At 72.0% G+C, this 17,903-nt stretch carries 18 protein-coding genes and 1 pseudogene; 4 read left to right on the top strand and 15 right to left on the bottom strand.

Going from position 1 to position 17,903, the window contains the following annotated elements; translation table 11 throughout:
• Positions 1-39 precede the first annotated feature (39 nt).
• From ACLBYB_RS16305 to ACLBYB_RS16290, 4 genes are all read right to left on the bottom strand, one after another.
• Complete coding sequence (locus ACLBYB_RS16305) at positions 40-969, bottom strand: glutaminase (RefSeq protein WP_020092523.1); 930 nt, start codon at positions 967-969, stop codon at positions 40-42.
• A gap of 303 nt (positions 970-1,272) precedes the next feature.
• Positions 1,273-3,042: an ABC transporter ATP-binding protein gene (locus ACLBYB_RS16300; RefSeq protein ID WP_026604824.1), complete on the bottom strand. Its 1,770-nt coding sequence runs from the start codon at positions 3,040-3,042 to the stop codon at positions 1,273-1,275.
• A gap of 204 nt (positions 3,043-3,246) precedes the next feature.
• Entirely contained in the window at positions 3,247-4,617 is a 1,371-nt protein-coding gene (locus ACLBYB_RS16295; protein ID WP_447699392.1) for an MFS transporter, read from the bottom strand.
• Positions 4,614-5,423 (bottom strand): PRC-barrel domain-containing protein, encoded by an 810-nt coding sequence (locus ACLBYB_RS16290; RefSeq protein WP_056526906.1) that lies wholly within the window; start codon positions 5,421-5,423, stop codon positions 4,614-4,616. Before ACLBYB_RS16290 ends, ACLBYB_RS16295 begins: the two co-directional genes overlap by 4 nt.
• A gap of 339 nt (positions 5,424-5,762) precedes the next feature.
• Between ACLBYB_RS16290 and ACLBYB_RS16285 the strand changes: the two genes are divergently transcribed.
• Positions 5,763-6,170: a hypothetical protein gene (locus ACLBYB_RS16285; RefSeq protein ID WP_026604823.1), complete on the top strand. Its 408-nt coding sequence runs from the start codon at positions 5,763-5,765 to the stop codon at positions 6,168-6,170.
• A gap of 97 nt (positions 6,171-6,267) precedes the next feature.
• On the opposite strand, the pseudogene ACLBYB_RS16280 reads toward ACLBYB_RS16285, so the two are convergent.
• The 3 genes and pseudogenes from ACLBYB_RS16280 to ACLBYB_RS16270 all read right to left on the bottom strand — a co-directional run.
• Positions 6,268-6,630 (bottom strand): annotated as a pseudogene (locus ACLBYB_RS16280) (PRC-barrel domain-containing protein); the annotation flags it as partial.
• 118 nt (positions 6,631-6,748) lie between these two features.
• On the bottom strand, positions 6,749-7,234 hold the full coding sequence (locus tag ACLBYB_RS16275; RefSeq protein WP_042669689.1) for a DUF2721 domain-containing protein: 486 nt from the start codon (positions 7,232-7,234) through the stop codon (positions 6,749-6,751).
• A gap of 49 nt (positions 7,235-7,283) precedes the next feature.
• On the bottom strand, positions 7,284-7,406 hold the full coding sequence (locus tag ACLBYB_RS16270) for a hypothetical protein (RefSeq protein WP_020092516.1): 123 nt from the start codon (positions 7,404-7,406) through the stop codon (positions 7,284-7,286).
• 243 nt (positions 7,407-7,649) lie between these two features.
• Here ACLBYB_RS16270 and ACLBYB_RS16265 point away from each other — a divergent pair, with 243 nt between their 5' ends.
• Positions 7,650-8,009 carry an SWIB/MDM2 domain-containing protein gene (locus ACLBYB_RS16265; protein ID WP_012320460.1) on the top strand — a complete coding sequence of 120 codons (360 nt, stop codon included), beginning with the start codon at positions 7,650-7,652 and terminating at the stop codon, positions 8,007-8,009.
• Between the two features lie 342 nt (positions 8,010-8,351).
• On the opposite strand, the gene ACLBYB_RS16260 is transcribed toward ACLBYB_RS16265, so the two are convergent.
• The 5 genes from ACLBYB_RS16260 to ACLBYB_RS16240 form a co-directional block, all read right to left on the bottom strand.
• Positions 8,352-9,149 (bottom strand): SDR family NAD(P)-dependent oxidoreductase, encoded by a 798-nt coding sequence (locus ACLBYB_RS16260; protein ID WP_447699391.1) that lies wholly within the window; start codon positions 9,147-9,149, stop codon positions 8,352-8,354.
• 68 nt (positions 9,150-9,217) lie between these two features.
• Entirely contained in the window at positions 9,218-10,645 is a 1,428-nt protein-coding gene (locus tag ACLBYB_RS16255) for an MFS transporter (protein ID WP_447699390.1), read from the bottom strand.
• 211 nt (positions 10,646-10,856) lie between these two features.
• On the bottom strand, positions 10,857-12,203 hold the full coding sequence (locus tag ACLBYB_RS16250) for an ATP-binding response regulator (RefSeq protein ID WP_447699389.1): 1,347 nt from the start codon (positions 12,201-12,203) through the stop codon (positions 10,857-10,859).
• Positions 12,200-13,402 (bottom strand): FIST signal transduction protein, encoded by a 1,203-nt coding sequence (locus ACLBYB_RS16245; RefSeq protein WP_020092512.1) that lies wholly within the window; start codon positions 13,400-13,402, stop codon positions 12,200-12,202. Before ACLBYB_RS16245 ends, ACLBYB_RS16250 begins: the two co-directional genes overlap by 4 nt.
• Positions 13,403-13,561: 159 nt before the next feature.
• Complete coding sequence (locus ACLBYB_RS16240) at positions 13,562-14,131, bottom strand: c-type cytochrome, methanol metabolism-related (RefSeq protein ID WP_026604819.1); 570 nt, start codon at positions 14,129-14,131, stop codon at positions 13,562-13,564.
• A 250-nt stretch (positions 14,132-14,381) separates the two neighbouring features.
• Here ACLBYB_RS16240 and ACLBYB_RS16235 point away from each other — a divergent pair, with 250 nt between their 5' ends.
• Together ACLBYB_RS16235 and ACLBYB_RS16230 are read left to right on the top strand one after the other, a co-directional pair.
• Positions 14,382-15,056, top strand: coding sequence for a transglutaminase-like cysteine peptidase (locus ACLBYB_RS16235; RefSeq protein WP_170862927.1), 675 nt, complete (start codon positions 14,382-14,384; stop codon positions 15,054-15,056).
• A 103-nt stretch (positions 15,057-15,159) separates the two neighbouring features.
• Positions 15,160-15,486 (top strand): hypothetical protein, encoded by a 327-nt coding sequence (locus tag ACLBYB_RS16230; RefSeq protein ID WP_447699388.1) that lies wholly within the window; start codon positions 15,160-15,162, stop codon positions 15,484-15,486.
• Between the two features lie 94 nt (positions 15,487-15,580).
• On the opposite strand, the gene ACLBYB_RS16225 is transcribed toward ACLBYB_RS16230, so the two are convergent.
• From ACLBYB_RS16225 to hisD, 3 genes are read right to left on the bottom strand one after another with little or no spacing between them, the layout of a single operon-like run.
• Complete coding sequence (locus ACLBYB_RS16225) at positions 15,581-16,075, bottom strand: arsenate-mycothiol transferase ArsC (RefSeq protein ID WP_056526915.1); 495 nt, start codon at positions 16,073-16,075, stop codon at positions 15,581-15,583.
• A gap of 22 nt (positions 16,076-16,097) precedes the next feature.
• Positions 16,098-16,580, bottom strand: coding sequence for a UPF0262 family protein (locus ACLBYB_RS16220; protein ID WP_020092507.1), 483 nt, complete (start codon positions 16,578-16,580; stop codon positions 16,098-16,100).
• Between the two features lie 10 nt (positions 16,581-16,590).
• The gene (hisD, locus tag ACLBYB_RS16215) at positions 16,591-17,886 is read right to left on the bottom strand and encodes a histidinol dehydrogenase (RefSeq protein WP_020092506.1); all 1,296 of its coding nucleotides are present in this window, start codon (positions 17,884-17,886) and stop codon (positions 16,591-16,593) included.
• Between the last annotated feature and the right edge of the window lie 17 nt (positions 17,887-17,903).

Here is a 17,903-nt window from a genome sequence, read left to right as displayed (position 1 = left end):
CGCGCAAGGGGGCGCGACGCGGGCCGCGCGGCGGAGCCGTCAGGCGCCGAAGACGGACCAGCCCATGCGCTGCGTCAGCCGCTCCAGGGCGATGCGGCCGAGATGGGAATTGCCCGCCGCGTCGAGGCCGGGCGACCAGACGGCGATGGACGCCTTGCCGGGCGCGATCGCCAGGATGCTGCCGCCGACCCCGCTCTTGCCCGGCAGGCCGACGCGGTAGGCGAACTCGCCCGACCCGTCGTAGTGGCCGCAGGTCAGCATGATCGCGTTGATGCGGCGCGCGCGCTCGGCCGAGACCACCGAGTGGCCGGTCGACGGGTTGACGCCGTTATGCGCCAGGAACCGGCCGGCCCGCGCGAGCTGGCGGCAGTTCATCGCGATGGCGCAGTGGTGGAAGTAGACGCCGAGCGTGTAGTCGACCGGATTGTCGAGGACGCCGAACGACTTCATGTAGTTGGCCAGCGCGGTGTTGCGGAAGCCCGTGCGCTTCTCCGAAGCCGCCACCGTCTCGTCGATGGTGATGCTGGAATCCTGGGCCAGGAACTGCATGAAGCGCAGGATCTCGCCCAGCGCCTCGCGGGGCTCGTGGCCCGAGAGGATCACGTCGGTGACCGCGATCGCGCCCGCGTTGATGAAGGGATTGCGCGGCACGCCGCGCTCCCGCTCCAGCTGCACGATGGAATTGAACGGATTGCCCGAGGGCTCGCGGCCGACCCGTTTCCAGAGGCGGTCGCCGACCATTCCGAGGGCGAGAGTGAGCGTGAACACCTTCGACACGCTCTGGATCGAGAACGGCGTCTCGCTGTCGCCGCCGGTGAAGACCTGCCCCTCGGCGTCGATCACCGCCAGGCCGAACTGGCCGGGATCGACCCGGGCGAGCTCTGGGATGTAGTCCGCGACCGCGCCCCGGTCGGGGCGCTGGGCCATCTCCTCGGAGATCTCCCGGATGACGTGGGCAAGGTCGGGCACGGTCGGGCTCGGGCGTCGCGTTGCGTCGGAACCGGGCCGGTTCGCGACGTCTCAGGCGATGCAAGGTCCGGTCCGGCCGCGCGGTGATCTAGCAGTGCCGGGCGGGCGTGGGAACCGGAGCGGCTGTGCCCGCGCGACGATCGGCCGGCGTGCGCCGGCCGCCGGGCCGTCACTCGATCCGCACCGTCATCGCGAGCGCAGCGACCCAGGGATGCGCCACGCTCGGGCATCGCGTGCCTCACTGGATTGCTTCGCTGCGCTCGCAAAGACAGCTGCGGTGCGTCCGCTCGGCGAGAAGGATCATCACGCGGCGGCGAGCGCCATCGCCATGGATTCTTTCTTCATCAGCTCCCGGAAGAAGCCGTCGAGATGGGTCAGCTTGTCGGGCGAGCCGTCCTGCGCGATGCGGCCGCCGTCGAGCACGACGATCCGGTCGAAATCCTGCAGCGTCGAGAGGCGGTGCGCAATCGCGATGACGGTCCGGCCCTTCATCAGGTTGGCGAGGGCGTGACGGATCGCCTGCTCGGATTCGGCGTCGAGCGCCGAGGTCGCCTCGTCGAGCAGCAGGATCGGCGAGTTCTTCAGGATCGCCCGGGCGATGGCGATGCGCTGGCGCTGGCCGCCCGAGAGCTTCACGCCGCGATCGCCCACGATCGTGTCGAAGCCTTCCGGCAGGGCCTTGATGAAGTCGGTGCAGTGCGCCGCCTCGGCCGCCTGCCAGACCTCCTCGTCGGTCGCCTCGGGCCGGCCGTAGCGGATGTTCTCACGCAGGGAGCGGTGGAACATCGAGACGTCCTGCGGCACGACCGTGATGGCCTCCCGCAGGGATTCCTGCGTGACGCGCTCGATGTTCTGGCCGTTGATGCGGATCGCGCCGCTCTGCACGTCGTAGAAGCGCTGGATCAGCGAGAACAGGGTCGACTTGCCGCCGCCCGACCTGCCCACGAGGCCGACGCGCTGGCCGGGCTCGATGACGAGGTCGAAGTCGGTGAAGACGGGGCGCCCGTCCGGATAGCTGAACGCGACGTGCTCGAACTCGATCTTGGCGCCCTGGCCGCTGAGCGGCTGCGCCTCCGGATGGTCCACGAGGTCGTGGGGCTGGAGCAGGGTGTGCAGCGCCTCGGAGAGGCGGGCGGTGTGCTGGGTCGCGTCGACCAGCGCCACCGCGAGGTCGCGGGTCGCGGCGAGGATGCGGATGCCGAGCGTGCAGACGAGGACCACCTGACCGTTCGTCGCCTGGCCGGCCTCCCACATCTGGATCGCCCAGTAGAGCAGGCCGAACACGGCGAGCACGGTGAGCACCGCGTGCACGATGCGCAGCTTCTCGAGGTAGAGCAGGGACGAGCGGCGGGCGCGCATCTCGGTGGCGACGGTGCCCTCGAAGCGCTGGCCCTCCCGCTTGAACGCCGAGAAGGCGCGCACGAGCGACATGTTGCCGACGAGGTCGACCATCTCGCCGTCGACGGAGGCGGCCTTGGCGGCGAAGTCGTGGTGCAGCGGCTTGCCGGCCGCGGCCATCTTGAACATCAGCACGACGACGGCGGCGAACACGCCCGCCAGGATGCCCGCCATGGTGAGGTTGACGGTGGCGATGTAGGCGATCGACCCGAAGGCCGCGACCGTCGGCGGCATCACGTTGAACACGAACATGTTCTCGACCGTGAAGATCGCGTTCGAGGTCGCCGTGATCCGCGACGCCAGGGTGCCCGGCTGGCGGTCGGAGAAGAAGGTCGGGGAGTGGCCGGTCAGGTGCCGGAACAGGTCGCGCCGGATGTCGCCCGTGATGCCCACGAAGGTGAAGGCGCCGGTCAGCGCGGCCACGCGCCAGAGCATGTTGTCGGCGGCGATGAAGGCGATCAGGACCGCCAGGGCGCCCCAGATCACGGTGTTGTCGGGGCCGGGACCCTTCGTCAGCGCGTCGACCACGCCCTTCAGGGCGTAGTCGGTGGAGACCGAGAAGCCGACGGCGCCGAGCACCGAGATCAGGATGACCAGGTGCGGCAGCCAGCGGCGCCGGAGATACCGTCCGACGAAGGCGAAGGGCCTGTCGGCGTATCGGTGCAGCTCTTCCATCGCGGTGACCATTCCGTATTCGCGCGGCTTTGGCTTACGGGCTGAGGCGGAGTGCAGCGCGGGCGCAGTCTGACCCGCAGCGGCAACGCGAGAGCGTTGCCATATGTTTCACCGGCTCGCACCTTCGTCGCGCTTTTATCCGCAGAACCTGAACGCCGCTTGAGCGGCTTGGAAACACCCAAGCGAATCCGATGCCGCGCCGGGTCAGGCCGCGCGCTCCGGCTGGCGCGTCTCCGGCATGATCAGCGCCACCAGCATGAAGGCCGCGAAGCCGACGACCGCGAGCCCCAGGAAGGCGCTGTGGCTGCCGAGATGGTCGGCCATGATGCCGGCGAGCGAGGTCGAGAGGGCCGCGCCGATGCCCATGGCGGTCCCGACCGCACCGAGGGCGAGGTTGAAGCGGCCGGTGCCGCGGGTGAGGTCCGACACGATCAGCGGTACCATCACGCCCAGCACCGAGGCCGAGATCCCGTCGAGCACCTGGATGGCGACGAGGCCGTAGGGGTTAGTCGTGTAGGCGAGCAGCAGGCCGCGGACCGGGAGGGCGCCGAAGCCGAACAGCAGCACCGGGTAGCGGCCGAAACGCTCGGCGGCCCGGCCGACCGCCGGGGCGCTGACCGCGAGGACGGCCTGCGGGACCATGATGCAGGCCGCCACCAACGCGGTCGCGGTCTCGCTCGCCCGCAGGGTCAGGACGCTGCCGACGAGGGGCAGCATCGCGGCGTTGGCGAGGAAGAACAGCACCATGCAGGCCGCGAAGCACAGGAGGCCGCGGTTGGTCAGGAGCGCGCGGATGCCGTCCTGGCCGGACGCGGGCGCCGTCGAGGCCGCCGCCGCCTGGGCCGGCTCCTTGAACACGCCCGGATCGATGTCCTGGGCGCGGATGCGCGCCAGCGCGATCACCGTCGGGATCCCGAGGGCGGCGGTGAGGTAGAAGACGGCGCCGTTCGACAGGTAGTAGCCGATGGCGCCCATGCCGGCCGCGCCGAGGGCGTTGCCGAGGGCGGCGAAGCTCGCGTTCCGGCCAAGGCGCTCGCCGGCCCGGGCGCGCCCGACCAGGCCGATGCTGATCGCCGCGATGGCCGGCGTCAGCACGCAGCTCGCGGCCGAGTGGAGCGCCATCGCCAGGAGCACGATCAGGAAGCTCGGCCAGACCGCCAGCGCGAAGGCGCTGCCGGCGATCCCGATGACCGCCACGGCGGCGGCGAAGCGCTTCGAGCGCACGACGTCGACGAAGGCGCCACCCGGCACCTGGCCGAGGAGCGCCACGAGGCTGCCCACCGTCAGGGCGAAGCCGATGTCGGACTGGGTCCACTTGGCCTGCGAGAAGTAGACCGCCAGGAACGGGCCGAACCCGGTCTGCAGGTTCGCGACGAAGAACGCGAAGGCGTCGAGGCCGTAGCGGCTCGCCGAGGAGATCGCGCGTTCGCCGTGGACCGCCGACGCTGCCGGCGCGCGCGCGGCCTCGGCCGCCTGATCCTTCAGGCGGGTCGGACGGGAACGGATGTCCTGCCGGGGCACGTCGCGCTCGCGGGGGGCGGCGGCGGTTCTGACCTTCAACCGGGCCACCGTCACTTATCCGGTGCCTTCTCCGGGGGCGGGGCGGGCGCGGGCGCGGGCACAGGCGCGGCGGGGGTCGGCGGGGTCGCGGCGGCCGGCGCCGCGGCGCCCGAGGCTGCGTTGCCGGGCGCCGGCGCGGCCGGGGCCGGGGCCGACTGCGGCGGCGTCGCGGAGCCCGCCGTCGGCGCGGCCGCCTGCTCGCCCTCGGCCGCGGGCGCGGCCGGGCTGGCGGGGCCCAGGACCACGATCGGCTCGCCGGCCTTGTATTCCGGGGAGACGCGGACCTGATTGCGGGTCAGCGCGACCGACAGCTTGCGCTCCTTCCCGCCGTCCGGCGTGAAGCGCAGGGCGCGCCAGTCCACGGCGATCTTGCGGGTTCCCACACCGAGAAAGCCGCCGAAATCGATGATGGCGGCGCGGGGATGACCCTCCTTGTCGATGATGATGTCGATGACGCGCCCGAGCTCGTCGCCGCCGGCGCTGCGCACGCTGCGGCCGAGCAGGCTCTCGTAATCCTGCGTGTCGAGGACGGTGGCGGGTGTCCCCTGCTGCTGAGCCTGGGCCGCGGAGGGCGGCGCGCCCGCGGCAGCCGGCGGGCTGGCGGGCGGGGCGGCCGGGGTCGCCGCGGGCGGTGGCGTCGGGGCCGGTACCGGGGCCGGCGTCTGGCCCGGAGTCTGGGCAGGCGTCTGGGCCGGCGGTGCGGATGGCGGCGCGGCCGGACTCTGCGGCGCGGCCTGACCGGCAGGACCCTCGCTGCCGCTCACCTGGGCCTGCGCCGCGGCCCCCGACGCCCAGAGGGCGAGCGTCACGGCCGCGATCATCCGGTTGGTTCTGAACACGCTTCGTCCTCTGAGGAAAGGCCGGGCCGCGCCGGCGTGCCGGCGCGTCCACGACCGCATTCGGCCGGTTCCGGGTCCGCCGCCGGCAGGATCCCGCCCGCGGATGGCGTCGTGCCGCAGGACCTGGGCGAAGTTATGGACCGCGGCGGCCTCGCAGCAAGGCTCGGGCCGCGCGGGGCGCCCGCACGGTCCGAGGGGGCGGCGTCATCCCCCGGCGTCCCGCGGCGCTGTCTGGTTTTCGCCGCATCCCCAGCGTAGACAACCGCGCATAAACCCACGCGAGCCGCGGATGGCACCGTGGCCACTGTCGAGGACTACACGATGTCGACCCTCACCACGTCGCGATGCGCGGCAGCGCGCGGCCTCGCGCTCGGTGCTGCCCTGTCCGGTCTCGTGGCCGGCTGTCAGGCGCTCGGCGGAGGCGGAGGCGTGATGCCGGCGACGGAGGTCGGGCTGCCGCCGTCGCTGCGCGGTTCGTTGCCGAACCGCGAGCCGCGCAACGCCGCGGTCGATGCCGACGGTCAGCCTCTCCAGACGGCGCCGACGAGGCAGCTCGCGATTCCCAAGACCGCCGGCGGCGCCACGCGGACGGCCGACAGCGGCGAGCGCCGCATCCGGCGCGAGGATCTCGACGGCGGCAACGCGGCCGTCGGCGGCAGCGGCGGCAGCGGCTCGATGGGCCCGATGCTGTCGCCGGGTGGCAGCGTCGGCCTCGGCGGGAAGTTCTGAGCCGGCACGTCCCGGGGCCCGCTCCGCAGCGGGGCGTCCGCGCGCCGCGACGCGGGATGATCCGCGCCTGACAGCCCGGGTCGACGAGCCAGGCCTAACCGGCCGCCTGGCTCGGCGCCTCCGCGAGCACGCCGGGCTCGAAATCGACCACGTAGCCGCCGAGTTCAGTGCTGTAGCTCAGCGCCTTCCAGGGCAGCGGGTGGTGGGTCTCGCCGAGCCCGAGGAAGCCTCCGAAGGCCAGAACCGCGTAGGCGACCTGTCCGGAGATCTTGTCCACCATGAAATTGTGGATAGCGCCGAGGTGGCGGCCGCTGCGGTCGTAGACGGCGGTGCCCTCGACCCTGTTGGACGCGATCAGACGCGGCGTCTCGTCGATGGCGACGCCTTCGCCGGCGGCGGGGTCGAGCTCCAGCGTGCCGGGCTTTCTCAGGGTGCGCTCGTTGGGCAGGTCCGTCGGCATGATCTCTCCCGGTTCGCGCGCGGGGTCGTGCCCGCGCGGCGGTCCCTCGGCTCACTAAGCGCGCCGGTCGGGACCGGTTCCGCCGGCGGGGCGCGGGGTCCGGACCCGCACCGAGCGCTCAGCGGTCGGGCGGCATGCCGGCGCTCGCCCGCCGCTGGTTGATCCGGTCGCGGACCGAGCGGTTCGCCAGCAGCATCTCGAAGCCGAAGGCCACGAGGGCGCACAGCGTGCACAGGATCGCCGCGCCGAACAGGCCGAACAGCAGGGTCGCGACCGTGCTGTCGCGCAGCGCGCCCACGAACAGCGTCAGCACCGAGCCGCAGGTCGCCACGCCGCCGAGCGCGGCCAGGAACACTGCGGCGTCGAGCGCGAGGGAGCGCCGGTGAAGGCGGTCCAGGCGCTGACCGAGGCGGACGCGCTCGGCGTCGCCGGCCCCCGCCAGCAATCCGGAGACGTGGTCGGCCTGGTCCGCCACGCGCGCGAGGCGGGCCCCGAAGACGTTGAGGAGCGTCGCGATGCCCGACAGCAGGAAGACGGGGCTGAGCGCCACCTGGACGACGTGGGCAGTCCCTTCCAGGCTCGCGAGGGTGATCGGGTCGGTCATGCGGTCGGGCTGATGCACCCGGCGGACCCGCGCGGCAATCCCGGGTCGCTCAGATCAGTCCGCGCCCCGGCGCGGTGCCGGAGGCCGTCGTCTCCGCGCGGATCACTAACCCGAGACCGGTGACCAGTCCGGTGGCGAGCAGGAGCGCGAGCGTGAGGGCCGGGGCGAACATGTCTGTACTTCGCGCGCAGGATTGTTAAGAGCAGGTTTCGCGCCCGGCATCGGACCGAATAATCTTCACCACGGCGTCGATCGGGCGATCCCACAGGGGATTCTCGTGCGTGCCTTGTGGATGAGGGGGCTGCAAAGGCAATTTCCCCTTGGAACGGCGGCGGCACCGCTTAGTTGCTGCTATGCTGGCTCGGCCGTGGGGCGATCATGCCCCGGCCTGCGGCCCGAGAACCGGAGGAAGTTTATGGCCACAAAGACCGAGAAGGCTGCGCCGAAGGCGGCCAAGACCACCAAGACTGCGGAGAAGGCCGCCCCGGCGAAGGCTGCGAAGCCGGCTGCCGCCAAGTCGGCCGGCACCAAGCCCAACGCTCTGCAGCAGCCGCTGAAGCCGTCGGCCGAGCTCGGCGCCATCGTCGGCACCAGCCCGCTGCCCCGCGGCGAGGTGGTCAGCAAGGTTTGGGACTACATCAAGAAGAACAATCTTCAGAACCCGCAGAACAAGCGCGAGATCGTTGCCGACGACAAGCTCAAGAAGGTCTTCGGCAAGGACAAGTGCTCCATGTTCGAGATGAACAAGCATCTCGCCGCCCACCTGAAGGCCTGATCACGACCTAGAGCCAAGTCCGGCGTCTCGTCTGGGCCGACGGCTCTAGGTGCCTCCGCGACGCTCCAGTCGGGCCGGACGACCGGCCGACATGGCGCGGCGCGCCGCGGGCGAAAGCCCGGTATCCAGAGCCGCCGGTCAACCCGGCGGGCTCGGGCGATCCGCGGAGCGGGGCGCGTCCACAGGTCCGGATCCCACGGGTCTGGATCCCGGGTTTCCTCGCGCGCTCTCGCCGGGCATCGCGGTCTCGCGCCCGCGGGTTGGTCGACCGGGCCACCGCTTCCGAGACCGGCGGGTGATGCCCGGACCGGTCCTAATCCCGGGGTCGGGCCCTGCCTGATCCTAGGCGACGCCCTGCAGGACACCGCCGTCGACCCGCAGAGCTGCGCCGGTGGTGGCGCTCGCGGCCGGGCTGCAGAGATAGGCGACGAGGTTCGCCACCTCCTCCACCCGCGCGAGGCGCCGGATCAGCGAGGAGGGCCGGTGCTCCGCGACGAACAGGCGGCCCATGGCCTCGAGGTCGGCGTCGGCCGCGCCGCCGGCCATCTGCGTCATGAACTCCGCGACGCCCTCCGACAGGGTCGGGCCGGGCAGGACGCTGTTGACCGTCACGCCGCTGCCGGCGACCGTCTGGGCGAGCCCGCGGGAGATCGCGAGCTGCGCGGTCTTGGTCATTCCGTAATGGACCATCTCGGTCGGCGTGTTGATCCCGGACTCGCTGGAGATGAAGATCACCCGGCCCCAGCCGCGCTCCGCCATGCCGGGCGTGTAGGCCCGGGACAGGCGCACGCCGCTCATCACGTTGACGTCGAAGAAGCGCTGCCAGTCGGCATCCGGGATCTCGAAGAACGGCTTCGGCTCGAAGATCCCGGTGTTGTTGACCAGGATATCCACGACCGGCAGCCCCTGGACGAGCGCGGACACGCCGTCCGCGGTCGCGACATCCCCCGGAGCCGCGAAGGCGCGGCCGGCCCGCACCTCGCCCCGCAGCTTCGCCAGCGCGGCCTCGACGCGCTCGGGCGTGCGGCCGTTGATGCCGACCTCGGCGCCGAGATCGAGGAGTTCCTTGGCGATGGCGTAGCCGATGCCGCCGGTCGAGCCGGTGACCAGGGCCTTCCGGCCGGAGAGATCGAGATCCATGGGACGCTCCTGCACGTGACTCGTCGCGTCAACGCGGTCCCGCGCCCGCGGTGGCATACGGGGTCGGTCTAGCCGCTCCGACTCCGCCGCAGGACGCTGGCGCAGCCGCCGATCACCGAGAGCGCCACCGCGCAGGAGAGCGAGATGGTGACGGCCCGCTCGGCCCCGAGCCCGTGCGTCAGGCCGAAGATCACCGCCACCAGGGCCGCGCCGAGCGACTGCCCGGTGAGCCGCGCCGTCGACTGCATCCCGCTCGCCCCGCCGGCCCGCTCGCGCGGCGCCGAGGTGACGATGACCTTGTTGTTGGGCGACTGGAACAGGCCGAAGCCGAGGCCGCACAGGGTGAGCCTCCAGACGATGTCGAGGGTGGCGGGGGCCGCGGGCAGGAGCGTCACGCTGACGAGCCCGGCGGCCATCATGGCCAGCCCGACGCCGCCGAGGATGCCGGGCGGGTAGCGGTCCGCGAGGCGGCCGGAGATCGGCGCCATCGCGGCGACCGCGATCGGCCAGGGGGTGAGCAGGAAGCCGGTCTGGGTGCTGGAGAGGTGCAGCACGTCCTGGAAGTAGAAGGGCAGCGCCACGTAGGAGACCATCTGGGCGCAGAACGAGGCGACGGACGTCGCCATCGACAGGGCGAAGGCGGGGATCCGCAGCAGGTCGACCGGCAGGAGCGGGGCGGGCAGCCGGATCTGGCGCCGCACGAACACCGCGGCGATGACCAGGGCGGCGGCGAGCTCGACGATGGCGACCCCGCGCGCCTCCGGATCGCCGAGACCGTCGATCCCGATGATCAGCAGGCCGAAGGTCAGCGCGTTGAGCACCGCGCTCGCGAGGTCGAAGGGGCGGCCGCTCGCCGGTGTGACCGGCAGGGTCCGGGACGCCACCGCCAGGGCCAGCAGGCCCACGGGGATGTTCACGAGGAACAGCCAGGGCCAGGTCGCCACCGACAGGATCGCCGCCGCCACGGTCGGGCCGGCGGCCGAGGCCACCGCCACCACCAGCGCGACGTTGGCGACCCCCTGGCCGATCATCCGGTGCGGGTAGATGAAGCGCACGAAGCCGATATTCACGCTCATGATCGCCGCGCCACCGAGGCCCTGGACGATGCGCGCCGCGATCAGCATCGGCAGGTTCGGCGCGACCGCGCAGGCGAGCGACGCGGCGACGAACAGCGCGAGCCCCGGCAGGTAGACTTTCCGGAAGCCGAAGATGTCGCCGAGGGCCGCGAACGGCAGGAGGCTCGCCGTGACGGCGACCTGGTAGGCGTTGACCACGAAGATCGCGTCGGCCGGCCGGACCGCGAGGTCCTTGGCCATGACGGGCAGCGCCACGTTGACGATGGCCCCGTCGAGGACCGCCATGGTCATGGCGAGCCCGATCGCCGCCATGGCGAGGACGCGCTCGCGCGGCGGCAGGCCGTCCTGGACGGACCCCTGCGCGGTGCCCTGAGGATGACCCGGCGGGCTGCCTGTCGGGCCGTGCGGGACCTGCGCCATGGGTGCGCGCTCCTGCGGCGTCCCGGCGGGTCCGTGACGTCGATGGCGGGGGGACATCCGGGCACGGGACGCGCCGCGGATGCTGCTCCCTGTCGCGCAGGCGGGGAGGCCCGTCGAGGGGTGCCGTGTGTCCTATGTCACGGCGCGGACGGGAGTGTTCGCCGCGGACGCCCGCGGCTCGGATCCGGCGCGTCGCGGCGCCCGATCGGGCTCAGGCCAGCATGTAGGTCAGCAGGGAGCGGAGCTGGGCCGGCTTGATCGGCTTGTGCACGAGCTCCGCGCCGGCGGCGGTGACGCGCTCCTCGACCGCGCCGGTATGGTCGGCTGTGGTGACGATGACCGGAAGCGGGTCGGTCCGCAGCGCCCGGAGATAGGCGGCCACGTCGAGGCCGCAGGCGCCGTCGTCGAGATGGTAGTCGAGCACCAGGATGTCCGGCGCCCCGGCGCCCGCCGCGACGGCGGCCTTCACGCCCGCGAGGTCGCGGAAGGTCGAGACCCTTGCATCCCAGTTCTGGAGGAGGCGCGCGAGGGCGTCGGCCGTGGAGGCGTCGTTCTCCACGACGAGGACGTGGGCCCCCGAGAGCCGGGTCGCCACCGGGGCGGGCGGCGCGGCGGCGGCCGGGACCGCGCTCAGGGGCAGCGTCAGCGACACCCGGGTGCCGTGGCCGACCCGGGAGCGCAGCCGCAGGGGATGATCGAGGGCGAGGGCCATGCGGCGGACGATCGACAGGCCGAGGCCGAGGCCCGGCTCCTCGCCGCTGCTCGGCCGGTCGCCGCCCCGGAAGAACTCGTCGAAGACGAGCTCGCATTCCTCGGCGGCGATGCCGCAGCCCGTGTCGGTCACTTCGATCCGGACGCCGCCGGACCGGCGCCGGGCCGCCAGGACGATCCCGCCGGTGCGGGTGTAGCGGACGGCGTTGGAGACGAGGTTCTGGAGGATCCGCTGAAGGAGCACCACGTCGCTGGTGACGGTCAGGTCCGGGCAGTGGACCGACAGGCGCAGGCCCTTGCGCTGCGCGAAGGGTTCGAAGCTCTCCGCGATCCCCGCCAGCAGGTCGGGCAGGAAGACGGGCTGGACCTGCGGCCGGACGATCCCGGCATCGAGCTTCGAGATGTCGAGCAGCGTCTTGATCAGGTCCTCGATGGTCTGCAGGCCCCGCTCCACCTGCCCGGCGATGGTGCGCGCCTCCGGCGGCACGTCGAGGTCGGCGAGCGCCGAGATCGAGAGGCGGGCGGCGTTGACCGGCTGCAGCAGGTCGTGGCTCGCCGCGGCCAGGAACCGCGTCTTCGAGCGGTTGGCGGTCTCGGCCTCCTCCTTGGCCGCGGCCAGCGCCTCGTTGGAGCGCTCCAGCCGGTGCATCAGCCCGGTCAGCTCCTCGGTGCGGGTGCGGACCCGGCCCTCGAGCATGATCGCCGTCTGGAACAGCGAGTAGGCGCTGCCCCGCTGGTCCATGGAGCGCTCGACATGGGACATCAGCGCGGCGTTGATCCGCTCGAGCTTCTCGATCCGCCGGTGCAGGGACGCGTCGGTCTCGAGGCCGTTCGGGTGCAGGGTCACGACGCGGCCGGGGCGGGGGCCGCGGCCGGCGCGCCCGCGGCGAGGGTCTTGCCGATGGCGATGCCCGTGAAGGTCTGGTTCAGGTGCATCGCCCGGTACTGCTCGCCGAAGGTCTCGAAGCCGACGACGTTGTAGCGGCGGTAGAGGTCGGCGATCCCGTGCCGGACCTGCCGGCTCTCGGCGTCGAGGCGGCGGAGCACGCACTCGAAGCCGATGATCAGGTCGACGCCGCCGAGCACGGCGTCGAGGCGCGCCAACTCCGCCCGGGTCGAGGCGACGATGTCGCGCGGCTCGGCGAGGGTCAGCACCACGCCCTCGTCCACCGCGCAGAAGAAGCTGAGCGAGCCGTCCTCGTTCATCCGCCGGATCGAGCGGCAGAAATACTCGCCGCCGACCTTCACGGCGAGCGGGTAGGCGGCGAAGCTCATCGGCGACAGGCCCTCGGGGTCGAGGCCGATCGCCATCGCGTATTCCCGGGCCGCCGGCTCGGCGTTGAGCTCGTGCACGGTGCGGCGCTCGCCATCCGAGGCGGTGACCACGAATTTGGTCCGCGTCGGCTCGAAATTGTCGCTCTTGAAGATCTCCACCGAGAAGTCGGTCTCGACGAGCACCAAGACCGCCGCCTTGCGGTGGATCTTCCCGCCGTGGAGCATGACGGCGTCCCGGAAGCGCAGGTCGTCGCCGGCCGAGCCGCCGACGATCGGGATGCCGTCGAGCGCCCAGGCGATCGCCGAGACCACGGTCTCCTCGGCGTTGGCGAGCCCGTCGATCAGCGACAGGGCGAAGCGGTGGCCCGTGCCGGCCGCGTCGACATCGCGGCACCGGTCCAGCGGGTCCAGGGTCCGGCGCAGCGCCCGGACCGCCGAGGCGGTCCGCTCTACGTCGAGGTGGTCGATGGCGTCGAGGACGGTCGAGACGATCCGGAACCGCTCGGCCGGGAACGCGATGACGACGAGCCCGCGGTCGAGGCCGCCGGCCGGGGCGATGCCGCCCGACATCGAGCAGCCGGCCACCGGCACGCCGGGGAACCGGGTCTCCAGGGCACGGGCCAGGATCTCGGCATCGTAATCGGCGGAGAAGAACGCGACGACCTGCGACAGGGCGGTGTCACCGACCGCGAGCGCCACCTCCGCGGCCGCGTCGGCGGCCCCGGCCGCGTCCGTCCAGGCCGTCCAGATGCCGCACAGATGGCGGCGCACTCCCGATCCTTGAGCCACGTTCCACCCCCTGCGACCCCCTCGGCAGGCTTGGCGCCCGCTCTTCAGCGTCTTGGGCGGAGTATGTCGTGCGCAATCGAGCGGTGCAACGGGGCGTGTCGACCCGGTCCGGTTCGCGCGGGAAGCCGGACCAGGGCGGCCTCACTTCATGCAGGCATCCTCGGCCTTCTCGAAGGCCGCGGGCTTGGGTTCGTGCTCGGACGGCCGGTTGCGGCCGAGCGCCCCGTCGGAGCGGGCGCGGAGATAGGTGTAAATGTCCGGCAGGTAGCAGGTGACGTTCTTGTTCTCGCCGAAGGCGGGCATCACCAACTCCTGCGAGGCGTTCACGTCCCTCTTGCCGCCCACGACGATGCCGGCAAACTGCGCGTAGTCCATGCCCTTGAGGGCGTCGACCAGCGACGGCGCGTAGGTCGATCCCAGCCCGTCGGGGCCGTGGCAGGCCATGCAGTTCGCGCTGTACCGGACGTAGCCGGACATGGTGTACCAGTCGACCATCTTGCCGCCGTCCGTGACGTGGTAGGTCGGGTTACCGTTCTTGTCGGTGTACTGACCGTCCTGGACCTTGGCCGGCTGCGTCGGCCCCTCGCTCTTCAGGTCGGTCGCGGGCGGGGCGGTGGTCGGAGCCGCGGCGGAGGCCGGCAGCATCCCCAGGGTTCCCGCTGCGAGCCCGGCCAGGACGAGGCCGGCCACTCTGTCTGCAACGCACCGCATACGTCTTCCTCCTGCCGCCCACAGGCTTCTTCTTAGTGGCGCGGTGCCGGGATAACGGCGGATGTCGTCCGAGAACACCTTGAGGCGCCTTCACGTTTTCGCGCACGGCCGGTGAGCGTCACGATGACCGGCCGAGAGTGCGCTTATCCGCGTTGCGCACAGCATTAACCTTTTGTTAATCGGCGGATTGCCGCCGGCCCGCCGGCGTGAGAGCTTTCGTTAACGAGAGCTTAACGGTTGGGTCCCGGCGATGCGGTTCGCGGTTTCCATGATGCAGGGCCTGGTCAAGGGACCCGCCTCGCGTCGGCTCTCCCGGAGCCGCCGGGCGGCCCTGGCTGCCCTCGCCGTCGCGGGGCTCGCCGCCCCGGCCCAGGCGCAGACGCTGGCGAGCCTGCCCACCGAGGCCGGCGCCCGGGTGCAGGGCGATGCCAAGCCGATCGCGGCGTGGGTGACGTTCTGCCAGAATTACGCGGCGGAGTGCGCGCTGGACCGGGGCGAGCCGGCCCGGATCAGCCTGACGCCGGCGACCTGGGCGACGATCGTGTCGGTGAACCGGCGAGTCAACAAGGCGATCGAGCCGATGACCGACCAGGACCACCTGCACGTGGCCGACCGCTGGGACCTGGCCGAGGACGGCATCGGCGACTGCGAGGACTTCCAGCTGCTCAAGCGCCACATGCTGGCCGAGGCCGGCCTGCCGCGGCGGGCGATGCGCATGACCGTGGTGATCGACGAGAAGGGCGAGGGCCACGCCGTGCTGACCCTGATCACCGACCGGGGCGATCTGGTGCTCGACAACAAGACCAGCGCGATCCTGCCCTGGCACAAGACCGGCTACGTGTTCATCAAGCGCGAGAGCCAGGACGCCGTCGCCTGGGTCTCCCTCGGCGGCGTCACCTCCCCGGTCACCACCGCAAACCGGTGAACAAGCCACGCGGCGAGCAGTGGAACCTCGGCCGCACGCGCCGTTCCTTAACGGATCGCTAACCCTGCGGCGCCACTCTGTCGTGTGACGGAGTGCCTTAACGATGCCGCGAGCCCGCCACGTGACGCCGGTCCCGCTTCTGGCTGTCGTCTTCGTCGCCGCCGCCTGCGGCACCGCCCGGGCCGCGAGCGAGACCGAAGCCCGCCACGCCGCGTGGCGCGACTGCGTCAGCCGCAACTTCCGGATCCAGGCCGCGCTGACGGACCGGGATCTCGCCGCCGACGCCGCCTTCCGGGCCTGCCGGACCGCCGAGGACGCCTATCTCGCGACCCTCGCGGCCTCGCCGCTGCTCGACGACGAGGACATCGGGCGCGCCCGGCCGCTCCTCGCCGGCCGGATGCGCGCTTGGCTGGTCGGCAACCGCGGCTGACGTCGGGGATTCCCGGCAGCGGCCATCGGGAAGAGACGTTCCCGCCAAGCGCGTGAGGTCTTCCAGCAACGCAGCGTCGCGGCGGCCTGTCCGCCTATGCCTTCAGGCGCGCCTTGATCCGCCGGGTCAGCCCGTCGCGGACGTCGCGGTAGGCGTCGAGGCGCTGCTCGCGCGAGGCGTCCTGCAGCAGCGTCGGGTCGGGGGTCGGCCAGTACTCGACATCGGCCGCGAGGGTGTGCGTCAGGTCCAGTGCCCGGTGGTGCGCCTCCGGCGCGAGGGTGATGATCAGGTCGAAGTTCAGGCCCTCCCAGTCCTCCAGCTCCTCCACGGTGCGCGGGCGGTGCCGGCTCGCGTCGATTCCGACCTCGTCGAGGGCCGCGACCATGAACGGGTCGGTGGGCTCGCCGGAGCGCACCCCGGCCGACTGCACGTAGGTGGACTTGCCGAAATAGGCGCGCGCGATCGCTTCCGCCGCTACGGAGCGCACGGCGTTGTAGTTGCACATGAACAGGACGGACTGCACCCGCCGCTTCTTCGGGGGCGCGTCGGGAAAAGGCTCGGGAGGAGGCTCGGGAGCGGGCTCAGCCATCGCCGGTCGGCGCGGAGGGCGCCTAACCCTTCCAGTGCAGCGCGAAGATCAGGGTGAACAGACGGCGCGCCGTGTCGTGGTCGAGGTCGACCTTCCCCTCGAGCCGCTGCTTGAGCGTCTCGGACGCCTCGTTGTGCAGGCCCCGCCGACCCATGTCGATCGCCTCGATCTGCGACGGCGAGGCGGTGCGGATCGCGTTGTAGTAGCTCTCGCAGATCATCTCGTAGTCGCGGATCACCCGCCGGAACGGCGTGAGCGACAGGAGGTGCGTCATCACCGGCTCACCGTCCACCGTGGTGATGGCGAAGGACAGCTTGTTCTCGACGAGTCCGAGCGTGAGTGCGTAGGGGCCCTCCCGCCCGGGGATGGTGAAGGAATTGTCCTCCAGGATGTCGAACAGGGCGATCGCCCGCTCGTGCTCCTGATCCGGATTGCCGCGGGCGATAGACCCCTCGTCCAGGCTCACCTTCGCGAGGCGGTTCGGCCCGCGCTGCTTCTCCGCCATCCCCAAAACCTCACAGGTTCAACCGGATCGCGACGGAGCGGGCATGCCCCTCCAGGCCCTCGGACCGGCCGAGGTTTATCGCCGCCGGGCCGAGCGCCCGCAAGCTCTCCGGCGTGCAGGCGAGGATCGTCGTCCGCTTCATGAAGTCGAGCACGCCCAGCCCGGACGAGAATCGGGCGGAGCGCGCGGTCGGCAGCACGTGGTTGGGGCCGCCGACATAGTCGCCGATCGCCTCCGGCGTGTGCGAGCCCAGGAAGATCGCGCCGGCATTGCGGACCTTGGCGGCGAGCGCCTCCGCGTCCTGCGTCTCGATCTCCAGGTGTTCGGGGGCGAGGCGGTCGACCAGGGGCACGGCCTCGTCGAAGGTGCGGACCCGGATGACGGCGCCGTAATCGCGCCAGCTCGCCCGGGCGATCTCCTGACGGGGCAGGGTGGTGAGGGCGCGCTCGACCGCCGCCTCGACGGCGCCGGCGAGTTCGGCGCTGTCGGTGATCAGGATCGCCTGGGCGGCCACGTCGTGCTCGGCCTGGGCCAGGAGGTCGGCGGCGATCCAGTCGGGGTTGGCGTGGCCGTCCGCCAGGATCAGCACCTCGGAGGGGCCGGCGATCATGTCGATCCCGACCTGGCCGAAGACCCGGCGCTTGGCCGCCGCCACCCAGGCGTTGCCGGGCCCGACGACCTTGGCCACGGGGGCGATCGTGGCGGTCCCGTAGGCGAGGGCCGCGACCGCCTGGGCGCCGCCCACCCGGTAGACCTCGTGGACGCCGGAGAGCTGCGCGGCAGCCAGGACCAGCGGGTTCATCTGGCCGTCCGGGGTGGGCACCACCATCACGAGGCGCGGCACCCCGGCGACGCGCGCCGGCAGCGCGTTCATCAGCACCGAGGAGGGATAGCTCGCGGTGCCGCCCGGGACGTAGAGGCCGACCGATTCCAGCGCGGTCCAGCGCCAGCCGGCCGTGACGCCGAGGGCGTCGGTGGCCCGGTGATCCGCGGGCCGCTGCGCCCGGTGGAAGCTCTCGATCCGCTCGGCGGCGAGGCGCAGGGCCTCCAGCGAGTCCGGCGGGCAGGCCGCGACGGCCGCTTCGATCTCCGCGTCCGTGACCCGCAGCTGCGCGGCGGAGAAATCGGCGCCGAGCCGGTCGAACCGCCGGGTGAAATCGACCAGCGCCTCGTCCCCGCGGGCGACGACGTCGGCGATGATGCCGCGCACCGCCTCGTCCACGTCCTCGGCGATCTCGCGCTTCACCGTGAGGAGGCGCGCGAAGGCGGCGGCAAAATTCGGATCGCTGCTGTCGAGCCGGACCATCGGGAAGCCTTCTGTCT

The sequence above is a fragment of the Methylobacterium sp. D54C genome (assembly GCF_053345595.1).
This window is presented reverse-complemented; position numbering and strand designations above follow the sequence as displayed.